The sequence below is a fragment of the Vibrio splendidus genome (genome assembly GCF_003345295.1).
Classification (GTDB): domain Bacteria; phylum Pseudomonadota; class Gammaproteobacteria; order Enterobacterales; family Vibrionaceae; genus Vibrio; species Vibrio splendidus_K.
Map to the genome: position 1 here is coordinate 560,453 of NZ_CP031056.1, position 19,469 is coordinate 579,921.

The 19,469-nt window shown below is 44.4% G+C and carries 15 protein-coding genes; 7 read left to right on the forward strand and 8 right to left on the reverse strand.

Annotated features, from left to right (window positions below):
• Positions 1 to 34 precede the first annotated feature (34 nt).
• The 4 genes from DUN60_RS18265 to DUN60_RS18280 all read right to left on the reverse strand — a co-directional run bounded on the left by DUN60_RS18265 (position 35) and on the right by DUN60_RS18280 (position 4,027).
• Positions 35 to 685: a MarC family NAAT transporter gene (locus DUN60_RS18265; protein WP_054545826.1), complete on the reverse strand. Its 651-nt coding sequence runs from the start codon at positions 683 to 685 to the stop codon at positions 35 to 37.
• A gap of 131 nt (positions 686 to 816) precedes the next feature.
• The gene (locus DUN60_RS18270) at positions 817 to 2,208 is read right to left on the reverse strand and encodes a magnesium transporter (protein WP_114634756.1); all 1,392 of its coding nucleotides are present in this window, start codon (positions 2,206 to 2,208) and stop codon (positions 817 to 819) included.
• Positions 2,209 to 2,217: 9 nt separating this feature from the next.
• Entirely contained in the window at positions 2,218 to 2,868 is a 651-nt protein-coding gene (locus DUN60_RS18275; RefSeq protein WP_065206737.1) for a DedA family protein, read from the reverse strand.
• A 67-nt stretch (positions 2,869 to 2,935) separates the two neighbouring features.
• Entirely contained in the window at positions 2,936 to 4,027 is a 1,092-nt protein-coding gene (locus DUN60_RS18280; RefSeq protein ID WP_114634757.1) for a calcium:cation antiporter, read from the reverse strand.
• Positions 4,028 to 4,292: 265 nt separating this feature from the next.
• Here DUN60_RS18280 and DUN60_RS18285 point away from each other — a divergent pair, with 265 nt between their 5' ends.
• Positions 4,293 to 5,357 carry an alpha/beta hydrolase gene (locus DUN60_RS18285; RefSeq protein WP_114634758.1) on the forward strand — a complete coding sequence of 355 codons (1,065 nt, stop codon included), beginning with the start codon at positions 4,293 to 4,295 and terminating at the stop codon, positions 5,355 to 5,357.
• Between the two features lie 61 nt (positions 5,358 to 5,418).
• Here DUN60_RS18285 and DUN60_RS18290 read toward each other — a convergent pair whose 3' ends face one another.
• On the reverse strand, positions 5,419 to 6,348 hold the full coding sequence (locus DUN60_RS18290; protein ID WP_054545821.1) for a LysR family transcriptional regulator: 930 nt from the start codon (positions 6,346 to 6,348) through the stop codon (positions 5,419 to 5,421).
• Between the two features lie 676 nt (positions 6,349 to 7,024).
• On the opposite strand from DUN60_RS18290, the gene DUN60_RS18295 reads away from it, so the two are divergent.
• From DUN60_RS18295 to DUN60_RS18320, 6 genes are all read left to right on the forward strand, one after another.
• Positions 7,025 to 8,158 (forward strand): OmpP1/FadL family transporter, encoded by a 1,134-nt coding sequence (locus DUN60_RS18295; RefSeq protein ID WP_114634759.1) that lies wholly within the window; start codon positions 7,025 to 7,027, stop codon positions 8,156 to 8,158.
• 297 nt (positions 8,159 to 8,455) lie between these two features.
• Positions 8,456 to 9,781, forward strand: coding sequence for an anaerobic sulfatase maturase (locus DUN60_RS18300; protein WP_114634760.1), 1,326 nt, complete (start codon positions 8,456 to 8,458; stop codon positions 9,779 to 9,781).
• Positions 9,782 to 9,784: 3 nt separating this feature from the next.
• Positions 9,785 to 10,630 carry a LysR family transcriptional regulator gene (locus DUN60_RS18305; protein ID WP_114634761.1) on the forward strand — a complete coding sequence of 282 codons (846 nt, stop codon included), beginning with the start codon at positions 9,785 to 9,787 and terminating at the stop codon, positions 10,628 to 10,630.
• 230 nt (positions 10,631 to 10,860) lie between these two features.
• Entirely contained in the window at positions 10,861 to 13,215 is a 2,355-nt protein-coding gene (locus DUN60_RS18310; protein WP_114634762.1) for an arylsulfatase, read from the forward strand.
• A 188-nt stretch (positions 13,216 to 13,403) separates the two neighbouring features.
• Positions 13,404 to 13,715, forward strand: coding sequence for a hypothetical protein (locus DUN60_RS18315; protein WP_010432893.1), 312 nt, complete (start codon positions 13,404 to 13,406; stop codon positions 13,713 to 13,715).
• The gene (locus DUN60_RS18320; RefSeq protein WP_054545818.1) at positions 13,712 to 14,743 is read left to right on the forward strand and encodes an HlyD family secretion protein; all 1,032 of its coding nucleotides are present in this window, start codon (positions 13,712 to 13,714) and stop codon (positions 14,741 to 14,743) included. The genes DUN60_RS18315 and DUN60_RS18320 overlap by 4 nt, the downstream gene beginning before the upstream one ends.
• Before the next feature lie 76 nt (positions 14,744 to 14,819).
• On the opposite strand, the gene DUN60_RS18325 is transcribed toward DUN60_RS18320, so the two are convergent.
• The 3 genes from DUN60_RS18325 to DUN60_RS18335 are packed head-to-tail and all read right to left on the reverse strand — an operon-like array spanning position 14,820 to position 19,209.
• Positions 14,820 to 15,953, reverse strand: coding sequence for a lipocalin-like domain-containing protein (locus DUN60_RS18325; protein ID WP_114634763.1), 1,134 nt, complete (start codon positions 15,951 to 15,953; stop codon positions 14,820 to 14,822).
• Complete coding sequence (locus DUN60_RS18330; protein WP_114634764.1) at positions 15,953 to 18,487, reverse strand: ABC transporter permease; 2,535 nt, start codon at positions 18,485 to 18,487, stop codon at positions 15,953 to 15,955. The genes DUN60_RS18325 and DUN60_RS18330 overlap by 1 nt, the downstream gene beginning before the upstream one ends.
• An 8-nt stretch (positions 18,488 to 18,495) precedes the next feature.
• Positions 18,496 to 19,209 (reverse strand): ABC transporter ATP-binding protein, encoded by a 714-nt coding sequence (locus DUN60_RS18335; protein ID WP_114634765.1) that lies wholly within the window; start codon positions 19,207 to 19,209, stop codon positions 18,496 to 18,498.
• Positions 19,210 to 19,469 lie beyond the last annotated feature (260 nt).

Below are 19,469 nucleotides of genomic sequence, written 5' to 3' on the forward strand. Positions count from 1 at the left end.
AAGCAATCTACAGTGCGGGGTTTGATACGAAAAATTACAGCAATGCGCCGATATCTTGTACGATTTCTGTAATACCGATAGTAAAGAACTGCACACCCATACAGATAAGTAGAAAACCCATTATTCGGGTAAACGCGTTAATACCATTTTGACCCAAAGCTTTAAGTAACGGGTAAGCCATACTCAGAATAAAAGCGGCGACTAAGCTCACAACACCAAATCCACCAATGACTCCTGTATAAATACTAATCTTTTCTAACTCTTCTTCACTAGATGCGATTTCAGCGGCAAGGCTAATGATCAATGCCATTGTTCCGGGACCGCACAGTGATGGAATCGTAAGGGGCACTAAAGCAATAGAATCTTGTCCGACACTGCCATCCATGCTTTCTGGTTTTGGAAACAACATGTTAAAGCCAATCGCACAAATGATGATCCCGCCACCCAAACGTAAGCTCGGAATTGAAATACTAAACAACTCCAAAACAGAAGCACCAATAAAAAAGGTGATGCACATAGCGATGAATAGGTAAAGCCCAACGGTTTTCGCTTGTGAAACGATATAACTCTTGTCTCGGCCCTTACTTAAACCAAGAAGAACGGTGGCAGCGGCTGGTGGGTTCATCATTGGCAACAAGCCGAGAACAGTTAGAGTTAAATAGGTGAATAACGTTTCTATGTGCATACAGTTTCCTTTAAATGTGGGTGGGTTTTTGTGTCATTGGGTAGTGGTTAAATTATTAGGTGTCGCTTAATCTCGAATCAAATTAATGACTAAATGGCTGACTAACTGAAATGATTGACTAGTTAACTAAGTTAAAGAAGCATTAACTGTGCAAGATATAGAACACTAAAGAATGAAATCGCATCGGTTAATGTAGTGAGCAGTGGGCTAGATAACATGGCTGGGTCGAGGTTTACGCGCTTGAGAATTAGGGGCAAAGCGCCACCGATCATGACTGCACAAGTGGACGATATCGTGTAGGCAGCCGCGACTAACACCGGTAATAAATGACTTTGCTGACCATGGGTGAACAACATGAGTAGGGCAATAACCAAACCAATTGCAAGACCATTGATAGCGCCAATCGGTAACTCTTTGGCGACGACAAACAACCAGTCTTTAGCGGAAATATGCTTTGTTGATAATTCTCGAATAGAAACAGCAACGGATTGGTTGCCCGCGGCCCCGGATAAGTTAGCCACTAAGGGTAAAACGGCAGCTAATACGGCAACTTGTTCGATAATATGCTCAAAGGAAGCGATGATCGATACCGCGGCATAGCTCAAGATTACCGATGGCAACAAAAATGTGAGGCGTCGGATATTACGTTGTAATAGCGGCATAGTACGAAACTCGTCACCGCCAAATATACCGCTGGCTTCACGTTGTTGTTGTTCGGATTTCTCATATAACGCTTGGTTTAACTGGGTGTGACCAACGATACCAATTTGAAAGCCATGTTCGTTGATAACAGGAACCGTAGAGTGTGAGGTAGAGTCGAGCACACTTTTTAATGATTGGAGATCAAAATCTGCAGGTACGGTGGGGACACTTGTATCAATATGATCGAGCAATCTATCCCAAGATTGAGCGAGAAACAGTTCTCTAGTTTTGACCGTACCTAAGTAGTTACCGCGTTTGTCGTGTAAATAAATGTAGCGCCATTCAATTCGTTCAGAGCTTTGCTCGCCTTCACGCAAGACGGTTTCTAAGTCTGAAATGGTTGCCCAGCTTTCTAGTTTGATTATCTCATTCTTGCAAATTCGCCCAACGGAACCATTAGGAAAAGACATCGCGGATTTTTCTTCGTTTTCCCAAGTTTCGGGTAGTGAGGATTCAAGGGCTTTGTGAAGTGGTTTAGGTAAGCTACGTAATAGAGAGCGGCGAACGTCTGAACGCATGTGTAAAAGAATGTCTTTCGCACTGTCGATAGGAAGGTTTGAAAATAAGAGTGCACGCTCTGGCTCTGTTAGGTAATCCAGAAAGTCAGCAGCCAGATTAGGCTGCTGAGTACAAAGCAACACCCAAAACTGTTCACACTGTGCGTTGGTGAACTTTCTAATCACGAATGGAAGATCGGTCAGGTTAGCACTTTCTATTTGTTTGATAATGCCATCACTAGTCCCGGACTGCATTGCTGAAATTAACTCGGAGTACAGCAGCTCGGCGTCAGTGTTAGGTAATGGAACGGTTATTAAGGTCATAATAATGGGCTACACTGCAATGTGATTACGTTTGCGAATTATTCGGATAAACAAGGTGATAAAAGCAATTGCCATCAGCATTAAGCTGGTGAAGAGAAACCACTTGGTGATGAGTTCTTGATGTTGATGTAGAAACGGGTGACGCATAATGGACTTTCCTGCATAAAGCAGGGTTAACACCCACACGATGGAACTGGTCATGCTGATCATGACAGTGCGGATAAAGCTCAGGTGTGCAATGCCCATCAGCATCGGGGTTAGAACTCGAACGAAAGGAATAAAGCGGGACACGAACAATGATAGGAACCCGAATTTATTGAGAAGGCGCCTTGCTCTAGGTAATGAATCTTCAGGCAGTACGACTTCAATTTTGTTCATGAAGCGTGAACCTTCTAACCAGCGTCCTTGTAGATAACCTATAATGGTACCTAAACAAGCCGATAAGCTGAGAGCAGTCAGGGCGGTATAAAAATCCACAGCACCTAATCCAACTAGTCCACCTACAAACAAGACCAGTCCATCCCCAGGGAGAGGCAAAAACACAAAACTCGACTCTAGAAATAACACAACCGCAAGCAGTAGCAGCAAGATATGGAGTGAGTTGATCTCAAGTAGCGTGTCAAAATCTTGTATCCAAATGGCGGATAATATTTCATTCATACTCTTTCCTTAATGGTATCAAACGACGTAACAGCCAGATCGAATGATCTGGCTGTTGTGCTTCGTGTTAGTCGAACATCAAAATTAAATAAGCGAAGAAGAGGACAAGGTGGGTTGCACCATTCAACGAGTTGGTTCTACCGCTGCTAAAGCTAACGCTGGTCATGAGAAGTGTAGCGGCCAGCAACACCATTTCTGCGGGTTCTAAGCCTAATTTCAAGGGCTGATCCATTACACCAGAGATCAATAAAACGGCCGGTACGGTCAGTGCAATCGTTGCTAATACTGAGCCGAAGAACAGGTTGATAGCACGCTGTAGCTGGTTGGTGAGAGCGGCTTTGACGGCACCAACTGCTTCTGGCGCGAGAATAATAAGGGCAACGATAAGGCCACCAAGGGCTGCCGGAGCGCCCATAACGCTAATGCTGTCGTTAATTGGAATGGCTAAACCTTTTGCCAGAAGTATTACGATGAGTAAGTAACTAATTAGCATGACGGTGTGAAATAGATTGCTACTTACAGGGCCGTGGTGGTCATGTTCACTTTTATTGTCGGCATCAATGAAGAAGTGAGTATGGCTACGTGTTTGTACGAACAGGAATACGCCATATAACGCAATGGATGCGAGAACTAATGTGCCCATCAAGCTCAATGACATGTTTCCATTGTCACTACTGCTGGTAAAGTTTGGCAAGATCAAGCAGAGCATCGCAAGAGGAATAATGGCAACCAAATACGCTTTAATGCCATCCAAATTGTAGGACTGGGTGTGATACTTCATCCCACCAACTAATAAGGTAATACCGACAAAGCCATTCAATACCGCCATGATCACAGCAAACATCGTATCTCGGGCAAGAACTGGATTTGGATCGCCAGTCAACATGACAGAAGAGATCATAATCACTTCTAATGAGATGACTGACAATGTCAGAATAAGGGTGCCGAATGGGTCTCCCAACTTAATTGCTAAGGAGTCTGAGTGGCGAACCACCGCAAAAATGGCGGTCATTGAGACATACAAGAGGACGGCGGTAGTGATGACATAAGAGAAGATTGAGAGACTTGAGGTCAGCATGCTTTCACCTAAAGTCTTGAAGAATATTACAGTCAAAATACCAAGGAGTAGCGTTTTCTCTTGTTTTAAAATCTTATACATTTGAGCTTCTCGTTGAGGCCAACATCGTAAGGTCCTAGTGACTTTGTCGGTTCGCGAATGTTCACTACGTCCTCCATAAGGTAGTGATTTGCTCATAGCTTATGGTTGTGGGAAGAGGTTGAATATGAATTAGAGAAATTCATAAATGCTTCAATTGTTGCCCCAATTCTGAATTTCTCTAATTCGTCGATTTTAAGTTCATTGATTTCAATAATGGCGTTAACAAACTGCAAACCGCAGTTCATAAATTGCCTTTGGAGTCACAATGAAAACATTACGCAAATGTATACCGACTAATTTAATTCCTACTACTCTTGTCTCTGCGCTTGTACTTAGTCTTTCAAGTACCTCGGTAATCGCTGATATCAACTTGGCTGAGCGCACGATTCCAACGCCTGTGGGGATATCGACAACGTTTGCTGAAATGATCGAAGGTAGAGGCAGCATTCCAGAGATTCCTGTCCCTGAAAGTACAGAGGAGTGGCTTGAATTTCAGTCTATGTTTGATGCACCCGGAGTTGAACTCGCTAAATCAGTAGCGGAACGTTTTGAAGTAACGTATGAAGCAAAAAAAATTGCAGGAGTAGATACCTTTTTTGTCACGCCCAAAATAGTCTCATCTGAATATAAAGATAAGTGGCTAGTTCATATTCATGGTGGCGCGTTTGTTTTTGGTGGGGGTGAATCGGCACTTCGAGAGGCAATTTGGGTCGCGAATGGGTTAGGGGCAAAAGTGATTTCAGTTGATTATCGTCAGCCACCATTACATCCATTTCCAGCTGCAATTGATGATGCCGTTGCTGTTTGGAAAGAGCTAATGAAAACTCAAACAGCAGAATCGACCGCTATTTTTGGCACATCTGCGGGCGGTAATTTAACGTTGGCAACGACACTAAAAATACAAGATATGGATTTACCGGCTCCGGGAGCGCTTTTTATTGGCACACCAGCGGTTGATTTGAAAGAAACATCGGATACTTGGCACACATTGAAGGGGCTAGATTCATTAGGTCATCGTGAAGGATTAATTCAAGCGACATTTGATTTATATGCTGATGGTGAGGCATTGGATAACCCACTAATTTCACCTATTTACGCAAATATAGATGCTTTTCCACCCACTGTTTTTATTTCAGGAACTCGTGATTTATTACTGAGTGATACGGTTCGAATGCACCGATTACTGCGCAGCGCTGATGTTGAGACTGAGCTTCACGTTTATGATGGTCAGTCTCATGGTGATTATATGAATGGACTCGTTGCGGACATGCCTGAATCGGAAGATGCTATCAAAGAGATTGGCTTATTCTTCAATAAGCATATCAATTAGTTTTAGTTTACAAAAGTCTCCAAAATAAGTGACCGATATGAAGTAACTTGATGTTCAAGAGTTACTTCTCTGGTTGCACCACTTTATCGAAGAAGCTTTGCATCGCTTGGTGCAACAGTTGGTTCAATGGGAAGCCACGTTTAGATTGTAGGTAGCCACCGTTAATTTGAATGGACCTCATCTCTCTAGGGACAACAGGAAGAGGATAGCAACTCAACTCTGGTTCATTTTCTGTCATGAAGGTACTGCCGAATGAAAAGGCATCAGAGTGTTTTAACTTGTTAAGTAAAACTCGAAGACTATGAGTGGATAACACAATATTAGCCTTGTAGCCTTTCGCTAAATAAAGGTCTTCAACTGGCGCACGCTTCGAGTTAATTCCATCTGCGAGTATCCGAGTTATAGGAAGGTGGTGAATATCTTCCCAAGCACTGCCGTTACTAAGCACAGGGTGGTTTTTGCGGGCAATAAGGCTCAGCTTGATTTCTTTCAATTTATGTTGATAAATTTCTTGTGGTAATGGGAATTGGGCGAAGTGGAGCATATAGTCAACTTGGCCATTAAGCATGTCACTCAAGCTTTGTTCTTGCCAGTAAACCAGTTTGAAGTTGGCATTAGGTAATACGCTTCGCAGCTCACTAAAAATACCATCACCGTATTGCTCTAGCAGGAAAATGTTCATTGCTATCGATACTTCACCGGTGAACTGTTGAGGGTCAAAATTTTGATAAGACTCAACGACTTTAACCAATGGCGTGAACATTTCATCGGCCGCTTCTGCCAGTTTTTCAGCTAGTTCAGAAGGTTCTACTCCATGTGCTTTACGTATAAACAGTTGATCGCCAAACGTTTCTCTCAGCTTAGCTAGACCACGGCTGACGCTAGTTTGTGATATCCCTAGTTTGTCTGCGGCTTGATGTGTGTTTCGTGTTTCTACAACCGCTTGCAATAGTTTCAGTAGATTTAAATCTAAATCGCGAAGTTCTTTCATCGTCAGTCCTTAACTATTGAGAGAATTCCATTGTAGTGTTGAACGAGGGTGACGCAAACTCATTTTTGTCCGCAGTTGTGAAGTGGGCTTTGAGCAACATAAGTTGTTGGTATCCAACTGAACTACCTCAAGAAGAAAAAAAGTTAGTTTTGGTTACAAAAGCGTACGCTTAATATCACACTAAATATAAATCGTATAAAGACGACGCCATAAGGTTTAACTATAAACCCCGCTTATAGCAAATGTAATCCCCACCAACTATTTAGACCAAAACTGAACCTATAGAATAGTGGAACACACTTATATGGACCGTTTTCATTAATGGCCAAGTCGACGGGTTCTGTTTGTCATTTTGGTTGCAACTCCCTTTTCTATTTCGAAACACACCAACTCTGTCCTGGACACCCAATCAATTGTTAAATGAGTGATGACACGTTAAATGCGGATATGAATCGGGGCATCGAAAATCTACAAGTGAAATTGGTCTAAGTTAAACGAAATCCGAGACAATATTGAGTTTTGTGGCTGAGTTGAATGACAAGAAAGGTTCGGGCGCCACTTAATTACTAATTACGTGAACGCTCTAGCTTTTATTGCGGATGGTTCAAGTGTGGGCTTGTTGCATGTGTGCAATACGCCGAAAAATTCTCTCGAAACATCCTAAGGAATCTATAAAATGAAGATGACGCAAGTCGCTCTCAATGTTGTGGTTGCATGTGCCACTCTTACCCCCTTTTGGGTCAATAGTGCTGGCTTAAGCATGTCTCAAATAGCGACAACCAAAAGCGTTGCAACAGCAGGGGCCGCCAACGTTACAAACAGTTCTGACTCTTCTGCAACAATCTCAAACGCCGCTGCACTTTCTGGCATTGAAGATCGCTCGTATGTTTCGGGCGCTCAGTATATCAATGTATTCAACCAGTTCACTCGTGATGATTCAGGAGAAAGCACTGAAGCCTCAAAGGGATTAATCGCACCTCACGCCTCTTATGCTAAAAGAGTGAATAAGAAAGCGGTACTTGGAATTAGTCTTCATTCCGCGGGTGGCTTAGGTGCTGAATATAGCAATGGTGTCGGCGCTAATCCAATCAATGCCATTTCAGAGAATGCTATTGCTGTCGTCGATATTACAACTGGTGTTTCATATCAAGTTACAGACAAGCTCTCCCTTGGCGGTTCTTTGATTCTTCAATACATGAAGATAGACGTCGTTGGTGGCGTGAACACTCAATTGGAAGAACTTGCTACCGGTGACAGTGTTGCTCCTTCTTTTGCTCTGAGCTCTTACTACACGTTGAGCGACAATACACACTTGGGTCTGCAATATCGCCATAAAACAGACCATGAAATTGATATTGAAACGTCGCTAGATGTGAATCCAACCGCGAATTTGTCTTGGGTTACTAGTATCGACTTGGGGCTTAAGCATGCTCTTTCCAAACAAACCGATGTAATGGTTAACGCTAAGTTTGAAAACTGGGAAGATTATGACGACAAATATACATGGACCTATTCTGTAGGCGTTGGCGCAGCGCATAAGATGGATAAGTTTACGATTTATGGTGGCGCTAGCTACGACTCTTCTCCAGTGAACGAGAATGAGCGAGACGTACTACTGCCCGTTGACCAGCAATGGCGCGTTGGGTTTGGTAGTGAGTATGAGCTTGAATCTGGCAACAAGTTAGGTTTAGCGTATCAATATCAAAATAATGGAACAGCGGATATCACAGCCGACAACGTGACGCTGCAGCCAACAGGAAGTTATGAAGATAACCGTATTCACTTTGTGACTCTTTCTTATCGTCACTGATTCGTTTAACAAGCCTAGATGCCGAGTTATACACTTTAAACTCACCCAGAACCAAAGCAGAAGAATATAAGAGTAGAGAGCAGAAGAAGGCTTTGGTTAATCACTAAAATGTGTCGATATTTGTCGGTGGTCGTGGATTTGAGCTATTTAGAGGCATGAACTATAAATCCTGTTTATAGTAAATGTAACCACCACCGACTATTTAGCCAGAAACTGAACCTATAGAATGGTGATACACACTTATGGACGCTTCTCACTAATTAGCCACAATGGATGGGCTGACTATAAGGTTCACTCATGCAAGCACCTCACAATTGTCACGTAATGGCCAAGCCGACCGGCTCTGTCTGTAATCTTGATTGCAGTTACTGTTTCTATCTTGAAAAACACCAACTCTATCCTGAACGTCAAACAAACTGGCGAATGAGTGATGACACGCTAAGTTCCTATATAAAGCAGACCATTGAAGCTCAAAGCAACAACCATGTTCAATTTACTTGGCAGGGCGGTGAGCCAACAATGATGGGGCTCGCGTTTTTTGAAAAAACCATGCAGTTATGTGAACAGTACGGAAAGGGAAAAAAACTTGAACACACCTTTCAAACCAACGGCATTTTGCTTAACGATGCTTGGTGTGAGTTTTTCAAAAAACATCACTTTTTAGTCGGTGTGTCCATTGATGGGCCACAAGATCTACACGATGCTTACCGAGTCACCCGCTCGGGTAAACAAACACATGCTCAAGTTATGCAAGGTATCGAATTGTTAAAAAAGCATGGTGTTGAGTTTAATACGCTTACCGTCGTCAATAATGAAAATGTGAAACATCCAAAGCGGGTGTATCAGCATTTGAAAGAGATTGGTTCAACGTATATTCAGTTTATTCCGTTGGTCGAACGAACGAAGCAAACATGTTCTCAAACGGATTTAAAACTTGTCTTACCCGATGAGCCTTTAGCGGAAGTGACGTCATGGTCGGTGCCTTCGTTAGTCTATGGCGAATTTCTTTGTGACATTTTTGATGTATGGGTACGCAAAGATGTGGGCTCCATTTTTGTGAATATGTTTGATAGTACGTTGAGTGCTTGGTGCGGACAGCAGTCTGGAATGTGTCATTTTACTGAACGTTGTGGTCATGCTTTTGCTCTTGAGGCGAACGGGGACTTATACAATTGCGACCATTATGTATACCCAGAACATCGTTTGGGCAATATTCATCATAAATCGATTTCTGAATGCAATAACAGCCAGCAAGCCATTGAATTCGGTCTACAAAAACAAACAACATTGACTCCCGACTGTAAAAAATGCCCATTTCAGTTTGCCTGCAATGGAGGGTGTCCAAAACATCGTTTTGAACGCAGTTCAAGCGGACATCCAGGGCATAATTATTTTTGCCAAGGCTATAGAAAATTTTTCGAGTACAGTGCTCAATACATGAAAGAAATGCGTAGGCTATTATCTGTTGGTCGTTTTGCAGATGAAATCATGTGGGCATTGGCTTATCAAGATGTGAAGCTGACAGCAGTTGTAAGCAAAAGCTCTGTGACCATTGGTCGTAATCAATCTTGCTCTTGTGGAAGTGGTATAAAATACAAACATTGCTGCGGAGTAAGAAGGTAAACCATGGATTTTGATCTGAATTTGATAAAAGTATTCTTAGAAGTTTACCAGTATCACTCTTATACCAAAGCCTCTGAAACCATAGGTATCACGCAACCAGCGGTGAGTGCATCTATAAAGCGAATGGAACAAGAGATTGGTGAGCCCCTGTTTTATCGAGAGGGGCGGACGATGAAACCGACCGCGATGGCCATTCGTTTAGCCACTCGATTTCGCGTTGGGTTTGATGAAATACAAAATGCCTTGAGTGAGCGTTTTACTTATTCGGTTTATGTGAACGAGGCGCTGGCATTGGATTTGCCCGTTCTACCGTCAATGATGATAGAACATACTCCATTAGATCAGGAAATACTGCTGCACCAACTTAAATCGTTATCTGTCGATTTAGCCGTGGGTATATTTATGGTCAAAGACCACTCCATTGTCACTGAGCCGTTATTCAGCGAGTCAACAGTTGTTGTGTGCCGTCGTGACCATCCAAGAATTCATGATCATATTTCACGGAATCAATTCTATGAAGAGGGGCATGTCGCATTAGCCACCCAATGGAAAGGAATGGATGGATTCGAACATATCCGCTTGGAGAGTCCAAAAAGTAGGAATATCCAATGCAAGACCCATTCAATTTCAGCGATGCTGCTTGATGTCACCATCAGTGATAGAGTTGCGATCGTACCTAGACATCTTGCACTCAATTGGCAAGAGCGTTTAAATTTTCAAGTACTGGAAAACCCGATAGAGCATAAGCCATTGGAATACTGTCTGGCTTACCATCGACGCTATCAAAAAACAGAAAACCACATAAAAGTTAGAGAAACTATTCGAGCACACCTAGGATGCGCGGATTAGTACTATAAACCCCACTTATTGCTGATATAAACGCCACGCTCTACCTGCATATCCCCCTTTTGAATAACCTTAGCACTGAAAAACTACATTGGTGCTGAGGCTATTTTCTTTGACCCCTCGCCATTGAGTTTTACATCTCTGATCTATTTTGCTTCGCTAAATGACGGTATACGGATGTCTTTAGCACAACAGGTAGACCGGAGTTAATTCCTGTTCTCAAAGGTGTCCAAATGAAAAAGCTTAGTGCCATCATGATGTCTTGTTTTGCTGCGGGTTCTGTCGCACAAGAGGTCTTACCGTTTCCTAGTCAGCCATCGACCTCGGTGGCCAAACATACTCTTGCTGAATCTACTCATAACAAGCGTCCTATTTCCAACCATTTACCTGAAGATGCTCCTAATATCGTCATCGTGATGATCGATGATGTAGGTCCTGGCCAAACGTCGACTTACGGCGGTCCAATCAATACGCCTACGTTAGATGAAATCTCTGGTGAAGGTATTTCCTACAACCGTTTCCACTCGACAGCGATGTGTTCGCCTACACGAGCTTCATTGCTTACTGGCCGAAACCATCACCGTGTTGGCGCAGGTGTTATTGCGGAATACGCTAACGATTGGGATGGTTATGCAGGGGTGATCCCGAAAACCAGTGCGACCTTTCCTGAAGTACTTAAAAACTACGGTTATTCAACCTCTGCTTTTGGTAAATGGCACAACACTCACCCTTTAGATTCAACAGCTGCGGGGCCTTTTGATAATTGGCCTACGGGTTATGGTTTTGAATATTTCTATGGGTTTGTTGGTGCTGGTGCATCTCAATATGAACCGACTATGGTGGAAAACACCACGTTTGTTGATCCAGAAAAAATCCACCGCGAAGGTTATCACATGAGTGAAGATCTTGCGGATCAAGCGATCAAATGGATGCGTCAGCACAAGTCTCTGCAGCCTGACAAACCTTTCATGATGTATTGGTCTAGTGGTGCGGCACACGGCCCTCACCATGTAACTAAAGAATGGGCTGATAAGTACAAGGGCAAATTCGACGCAGGTTGGGATGAATACAGAAAAGACGTATACGAAAAAGCCAAGAAAATGGGTTGGATTCCTGAAAACACGCAGCTAACACCAAGGCCAGAAAGTATGCCTGCGTGGGACGATGTACCTGAAGATGAAAAAGCATTCCAAGCACGTTTAATGGAAGTGTACGCAGGCTTCATTGAGCATACCGACGCTCAGGTTGGTCGTTTGGTCGATGAAATCGATGAGCTTGGCTACAAAGACAACACTGTCTTCTTCTACTTGTGGGGTGATAATGGCGCGTCATCGGAAGGGCAAAATGGCACGCTTGCTGAATTGCTCGCTCAAAACGCCATTCCAACCACGACAAAGCAACAAATTGAAGCGATGAACAAGGTCGGTTCAATTGATGAGTTAGGCGGTCCTAAATTCGAGAACATGGCGCATGCGGCATGGGCTTGGGCAGGCAGCTCCCCTTATAAATCAACCAAGTTAGTTGCGGCTCATTTTGGTGGAACACGTCAACCTCTTGCGGTGCGTTGGCCAGCAAAAATCGAACCCGATGCGACGCCACGTTCGCAATTTCACCACGTTAACGACATCGCGCCTACTATCTACGACATCTTAGACATTACACCACCTAAAGTGGTCAACGGTCATGTTCAAGATGAAATCGATGGTAAAAGCATGACCTATTCGTTTGACGATGCGGATGTGAAAGGGCAGAAGAAAACCCAATACTTTGAGATCTTAGGCAGTCGCGGTATCTATCATGATGGTTGGTTTGCGAGTGCGTTTGGGCCAAGAGCTCCTTGGGTTCAAGGTATGCCCGAAGGTTTTAGAGAGTGGAGTCCTGAGACGGATCAATGGGAGCTATACCACATTGATGAGGACTGGTCTCAAGCGGTTGATCTGGCTGATAAGTACCCTGAAAAACTGGAAGAAATGAAGGCGATTTTCAAGCAAGAAGCGCAGGATAACAAAGCATTCCCGATTGGTGGATCATTATGGTCTACTGCAGCACACAGCCCGCAAGATGCGCCAGAGAGTAAATATACGCAATGGACGTATCCTGATGAAATCACCAGAATCCCTGAAATTGCAGCACCAAAAGTCGGCAACCGTTCTACGCTCGTCGAGTTTGATGCGGTGGTTACTCCTGATACGAATGGTGTGCTCTACGCGGTCGGTGCATTCTCAGGTGGTATGACGGTGTACGTGAAAGACGGAAAACTTAACTATGAGTACAACCTGTTTTTGATGGAACACACACATATCCAATCTGAGAAAGTGTTACCAGAAGGTGAAGTGACGATAGAAGTTGAATCTAAAGCCACTAAGCCGGGGCCGTTTACGCCTTTCGATATCACCATCAAGGTGAATGGTGAAACGTTCGCCTCTGGTGTGGTTCCAAAAACAGCGCCTTCGTTCTTCTCATTCAATGATGGGTTTGATATTGGCTCTGATTTAGGCTCGCCAGTATCACAAGCTTATTATGATGAGATGCCGTTCAAATTTGACGGCAAAATCAAAGAAGTTCGTGTTAAGTACCTAGAACAATAAAGTGTATGCCGTCTATTGATACCGATGACAATGGGTATTGATAGACGGCTTTTTTCGTTCATTCTGGGCTCAGTGCTTAAGTGCTTAAGTGCTTAAGTGCGTAAGTATGTAAGTGCATAAGTACTTAAGTGATTGGAATAGTCCCAATGGCTTTGCCTTAGAGACGGGATGATAATTTAGGAAATCGTATGAAGATTCATCCAACTACCTTGGTTTACGATGCGTATCCTTCGGTCTATAACATTCTAGAATCGACGTTGTTCATGTGGTTCATTGTGGCAGTCACATTGGGCATCCTTGTATGGACATTGAGCAAGCTATGGTATGTCCATTCTATTCCCAAACACCTTGCTAAAGAGCGTGGTTTGGCTCAGGCCAAGTTGATTTTTTGGCTGTGCATATTGGGCATGTTTTACAAACCGCTCTGGATTATTGCGGTGCTCGCGATTGTGACGGACTGGGATAAATTACAACAGTGGATTAGAGGCGCTTCGCAATGAAAGAGATCATGCTCCCCTACATATTAGTGGTTTGGTTGTTATTCAAATTTAATGTACTCAAACGAACCCCTAAGAATTACTTTGTGTCTGTTGTGATTGGTTTGCTGTTACTGGTGAGTTTGTTTGTCGGCCATCGTTTCTATTCGCCGATTGATTTGACCAATTCAACCACTGTCAAAGCACCTCATGCAGTGCTCTCTCCAGCGCTTGGCCAACATATCGACAAAATATACGTTGACCATAATCGCGATGTGAAAAAGGGCGAAGTGCTTTACACTCTCAAAGATGATCTGATCTCTGCGTCGATTTCTGAGGTTGATTCTGGTCTGATTGAAATTGATAGAACTATTGAAGCTCAAGAAGTGAAAGTGGCCCAAGCTAAGCGAAACCTATCGCGTAACCAGAACTTAGAGCAACATGTTAGCCTTAAAGAGTTAGAAGAAACTCAAGACAATGTTGAGTTTTTTATGGCTGAGTTGAACGTGTTGCACGCCAAGAAAGATGGCTTGCTCGCTAAGAAACAAAGCTTGATGTTTGACCTTGACCGCCTTACGGTTCGAGCTCCGTTTGATGGCATGATCACCCATGTTTTTATTGCTGATGGATCTCGAGTCGGTTCCCTGCATGTGTGGGATACATCGAAGAAATTTGTCGAAATGCGTATCCCAGACCAAGCCTTTGCCAATATCGAAAAAGGTCAGTTTAGCGAGTTCTTTATTGATACTTTTCCAGGGCAAATTTTCCGCTCTCGTGTTCACAGTAAAGTAAAAGCAACCGGTGAGGCTCAAGGAAATTTACTCCCACAAGAGCAGCGAGTTTCGGCACATATTCAAAGGGGGTCTCCAGCAATTGGTCGAACCGTTATTTTAGAAATTGATGAAGAAACGATGAAAAAAATACCGATTGGCGCGACAGGCTCAGCATGGATCAGTGCGTCTAAGCCTTACCCTATACTCGGTTTTATAGACATCATTGGTGGGGCCACTTTACGTCTTGCGTCTGTTAAATCGTATCTATTGGCGATTTAATCTCTTTCATTTGTTAACTTTGAATAGAGTGATGAAGCAGCATAAAGGCGTATAGTTCTTTACGCTGCTTTTTTGATTAATACCCAGTCAACTCCATGTAGCCTGTACCAGAGTGAGTTCCTTCAATTAAGACCGGGCCTTCCCAATAGGGAACCGACAGCGGCATTTTGGCATTTGGATTCAGAGCTGAAACGGTCAGTTCGATTTGTTGAGTTGGAATTGAAACTTGCCATTTTGTTGGGTAGTCACTTCCATCGATTTCCGTTTGCTTGATGGCGGTTAAGTTGATGTCTTGTTGCTTAATCGCGATGCCAGAGCCATCTTGCTGCATTAACCTTGCATGGGAATAACTGGCTTCACCTGTTGCTGAGTTTCGCAGTTGGAATACGACTAAGCTGCTTTCATCACTCAGCCTTAGTGCAAACCAATCCCAGCCTTGTTGCGAGTCGAGTAAAAACTGCGAGCTCCATTCTCGGTCTATCCAACCTTTACCGGAAACTTGATGCGTGACTCCATCGATAATTACCTCGCCCGATACATTAATGAATGGTTGACTGTAGTAATAGGAAGCTACTTTGCCATCGCTACTTTTGGTGCTGTAGCCTTGTTCGCCTTGCTTTTGATAAGGCGCGTTGTTGGTTAACTTAAGCGAGTAGCCAAACTGACCGGAATTAGCGTTCAAGGTTGCGGGGAACAGATCATCACTTGACGATGTCCACTGCCAGTCATCGAGATAGACCCGAAATGGTGAAGCGCTTACACCTGCGAGTTCAGCTTGCTCGCGTGACCACTTCTCATCGGCGTAGTGTTTGTCTTTGGTGGTGACGGCGCTGTGTGCCATGTAGATTTGCTGACTTTGCCACGTAGTTTCCTTAGTGCTATTCGAACTGTCCTTTGGTGCAGCCGCGAAGCGGAATTGTGTCCATTGTACGCCTAGCGCATTGCCGTCTTCATCAATCAGGTTGGCGGTTAAGTACCACCATTCATGACGAAAATCAGGGTGTGCTTTATGGTCGGCAGGGAAGGTGATCTCGACGCCTTTTACTACCGGGGTGAATTGCTCAGCCTCTTTTTGTGTTTCATTCTCGGTTTGTGTTCCAGTACTGAGTAACGAACCCATATTTTGAGCTGACGGTTGAGTGGACTCCTCGCATCCTAAAAGGAGCAAGATGCCAAGTGTGAGAAGGAAAACTTTTATTGGTCGATTCATCACAACACCTCGCTCTGTAAACTGGATACCACGGGTTTGCTGACCAAACGCCACAGTGGAATCAAGGTCGCGAATACAGCCACTAAAATGGTGATGGCTGCGATGCTGAGTGCATCACTCCAATTCCATACATAATTTAAACTCCAACCAAAGGCGCGCAGGGTAACGATGTGCGTCAACACATAACCGACCATAGCGCCGAGTGGTAAGGCGATAACCAGAGTGAAGGTGACCAGAACAACGATTTGCGCGACTACCATCACCATCAATTTTTTCTGACTAACACCGAGCGCATACAACCTTGCAATGGCGGCTTTGCGTGCATCGAGCAACATGAAACAGGCGCAGAACAACCCAATCACTGCCACCATTAATGTGACGCCATTAAGCGCCCGAGTGATGGCAAAAGTTTGTGAGAAGATATCTAAAGCGATCGATTTGATCTGTGCCTGATCGTAAAGCTGACTTGGGTGCAGATTGAGTTGTTGGCGTAGCTGTTCGTACACCACTTGTGGGTCGCCAGATACTTTGATTCCCAAGCTGGTGGGCAAGTCAGTAAATCCGCTTTCGAGCCATAAATTAGGTGCAAGTAACACTTCGCCATTCGGTGAGCCGTAATCATGAAAAATCGCCCCGACGATGAGTGTTTTGTTTTGGATCGCGTCGAGCTTGAGTTGGCTTCCAAGGGACAAGCCGAGCTTCACCGCCGTAGGTTCGCTGATCGCCACTAATTCACCTTGGTAAAAGCGCGTCCAGAAGTCATCAACGCGGGATTGGAACACCATGGTTTGCTCAAGTGTGTCTTTATTTTTGGTGCCGAGCAAAGTCGGTAAGCCCTGCAAGTTATCATCGACGTAGTATTGCTTATAGACGGTTTCAACGTTCTCAAACTGTTCTAATGCGCGCTCTACATTGGCGATTTCAGCTTGAGCAGGGCTAACGTAAATATCGGCATGTAAGCGCTGTTCAAGCCATTGCTTTAACGTGGATTCAAAGCTGCCGACTAAGGTATTCATTCCGATATTGGCGGTGACGGCGAGAAGCAATGCCATCATGGCAAGGGAAAGAGGGGAGATAAGTTCACGCAGCTCAGCAAATAGATATTGTATCAATCCTGATTGGGTGCGTTTTTCGCTCCAATTCGCTAGCACGCTGAGCGTTTTGGGGAGATACAAGGGAATCGACACCACTAACACACCGAGCCATGCCATGGTGAAGCGATGGTGTTCGCTCAGCCATAACCCTGCTAACGCGACAATGGTTAATACTGACCCGATAACAAACAGCTGATTTTCGTTAGACGCTTCTGGCGCTTGATAGAAACCGCCATGGGAAGAGAGGGGTTGTCGCACCCGCTGTTTAAAGTGTTGCCAACACGCGACAAGCGTTGCGGCCAGCGTGAGTAGCAGTGCCTGCACTAACCATTGCCACTGCCATGTACCGGGAAGCAGTGTTGCACCATAAAGTTGCTCAAGCGTTATCGCGACAGTTGGATGTAGCCAATGGCTGAGTTGAATGCCGAGAATGAAACCAAGCGACGCGCCCAGTGTGACTAAAACAGTCAGCTCGACTAACAGAGCTGAAAACACGATGCTTGGCGCAATGCCGGCTTGTTGAATTTGCACCAACAGCCGATTACGTTTCAGCAAACTGTACTTCACACCGTTGTAAGCGATGAATAGGCCAACCAAAAACGCCAACAAACTCATGGCGGTGAGGTTAAGGTGAAAGCTGTCGGTAATTGAACCGAGATCCGTGCTTTGGTTGTTGGAAATCCATTGCCCTTGCTCGCCTATGAGGCTCTGCCATTTATCCTGAGTATTACTCTTAGTGTCGCTCTTAGTGTCAAAAACAGCGATGTAGCTCAGTTGCCCTTGCTTGTTAAGCAATTGCTGAGCGAATCCAATGTCCATCAACATTCGGCTACCCAGTTGCCATTCATCTGGCAGTACCACAACCTTGTTGAGTACTTCATCTAAAGTGAGCGTGTCCACTTCGTCCAAACTCTGGTGCTGAGATTGACTCATCATCACAATGGGTTCACCCGCTAAGAGTTGCGGCAAAGGTAAGACATTGTCGAACAGGGAAATGTTTGGCTCTTTGGTTTGAATATTGCTTTTATCGTCGACGCGAGAGTGACGAGTTCTTGAAGTGAGGGCGGCGATCAACTCACTGCCTTGAACTGACCAACGTCGACCTTGTTCGTCTCTTACTCGCCCTTCTATAACGGGTAGCGCTGCGCTTAATCCACTTTGTCTTAAGTTGAAGTAGAGCGATTCCGGCAAATAGTTTTGCCCTGCTAATGGAATGATAAGGTTTTGTGCTTGGGCGCTAAGTTGCTCGGTCGATTCTGCATAACTGCGCTTGGCATTGAGGTTGATGGCTTGCACTGCGACAAACAAGGTGACCGCTAACACAATGCCGATCAGAATCGCTGCGGCTTGCAAGGGTGATTGACGATAGTGCGCCGCGAATAGATTCAGAGTCAGTTTGGTATGTGTGAGCTGGTTCTGAGCGAAGCCAGTTTGCTTCATTGAATGACTCACAACGTTGCTGCTCTTGGGGTTAGATCTGCGTTCCTTAAACAACCATCGTCTAACACCAATTTTGTCTCCATAAAGCTGGCGCATTCTGGGCTGTGCGTAACCAAAAGCACGGCACTGTTGCCTTGTGTAGTGATTTCACTCAGCAGCTTCATAACCTCTAACCCTGCTTTTTGGTCGAGGTTGCCAGTGGGTTCGTCGGCAAGCAATAGTTTGGGTTTATGGGCAAGTGCACGCGCTATTGCCACCCGTTGTTGCTGACCGCCAGAGAGTGCAGATACGTGTCTTTCGAGTAGATCGCTGATACCCAATGCATCAACTAAATAGTCGCACCAGTCGCTCCATTTCTGTTGATTTAAATGAAGAGGGAAGGCGATGTTTTGTTTTACGTTGAGTGGCGTTAGCAAGTTGAACTGTTGAAAGATAACACCCAATTTTTGATGGCGGAATCGGCTCCACTGTGGGTCTTTCCAATTTGATGTGTTCTCGCCATCGAGCCACAATTCTCCACCAGATAATTCGCCACCGGATAGAGGTTCAAACCCCGCAATGATGTTCAGCAGAGTACTCTTTCCACTGCCACTCGCCCCTGTCAAAGCCACGCTTGCCCCTGTCGCCAAAGCGAAGTCGACACCTTCTAATACGTGATGGGTATCTTTGCCATCAACAAAGCTTTTGCTGGCATGTGTGAGTGTGACAATTGGGCTTTCCATTTCCTTTCCTTATAACCAAAACTTACCATCAAAAGGTGTCGTTACTTGTGGCAATTACTGAAGCGACAAGCTCTATAAAACTGTAGACAACAATTTCAAACAATAGAGCGATTTATATCGAATTATTAATAACTTGTACTTCAAAAAGAGGGAAATAGATCAGTGTGGGGGGAGAATACAGTTGGTGGTGGGAGCTTAGAGTCACCTCGGAGGCTTTGAATTTTTCGTCAGACGGTTCGTGATCTCGTTTAAGTGCAATA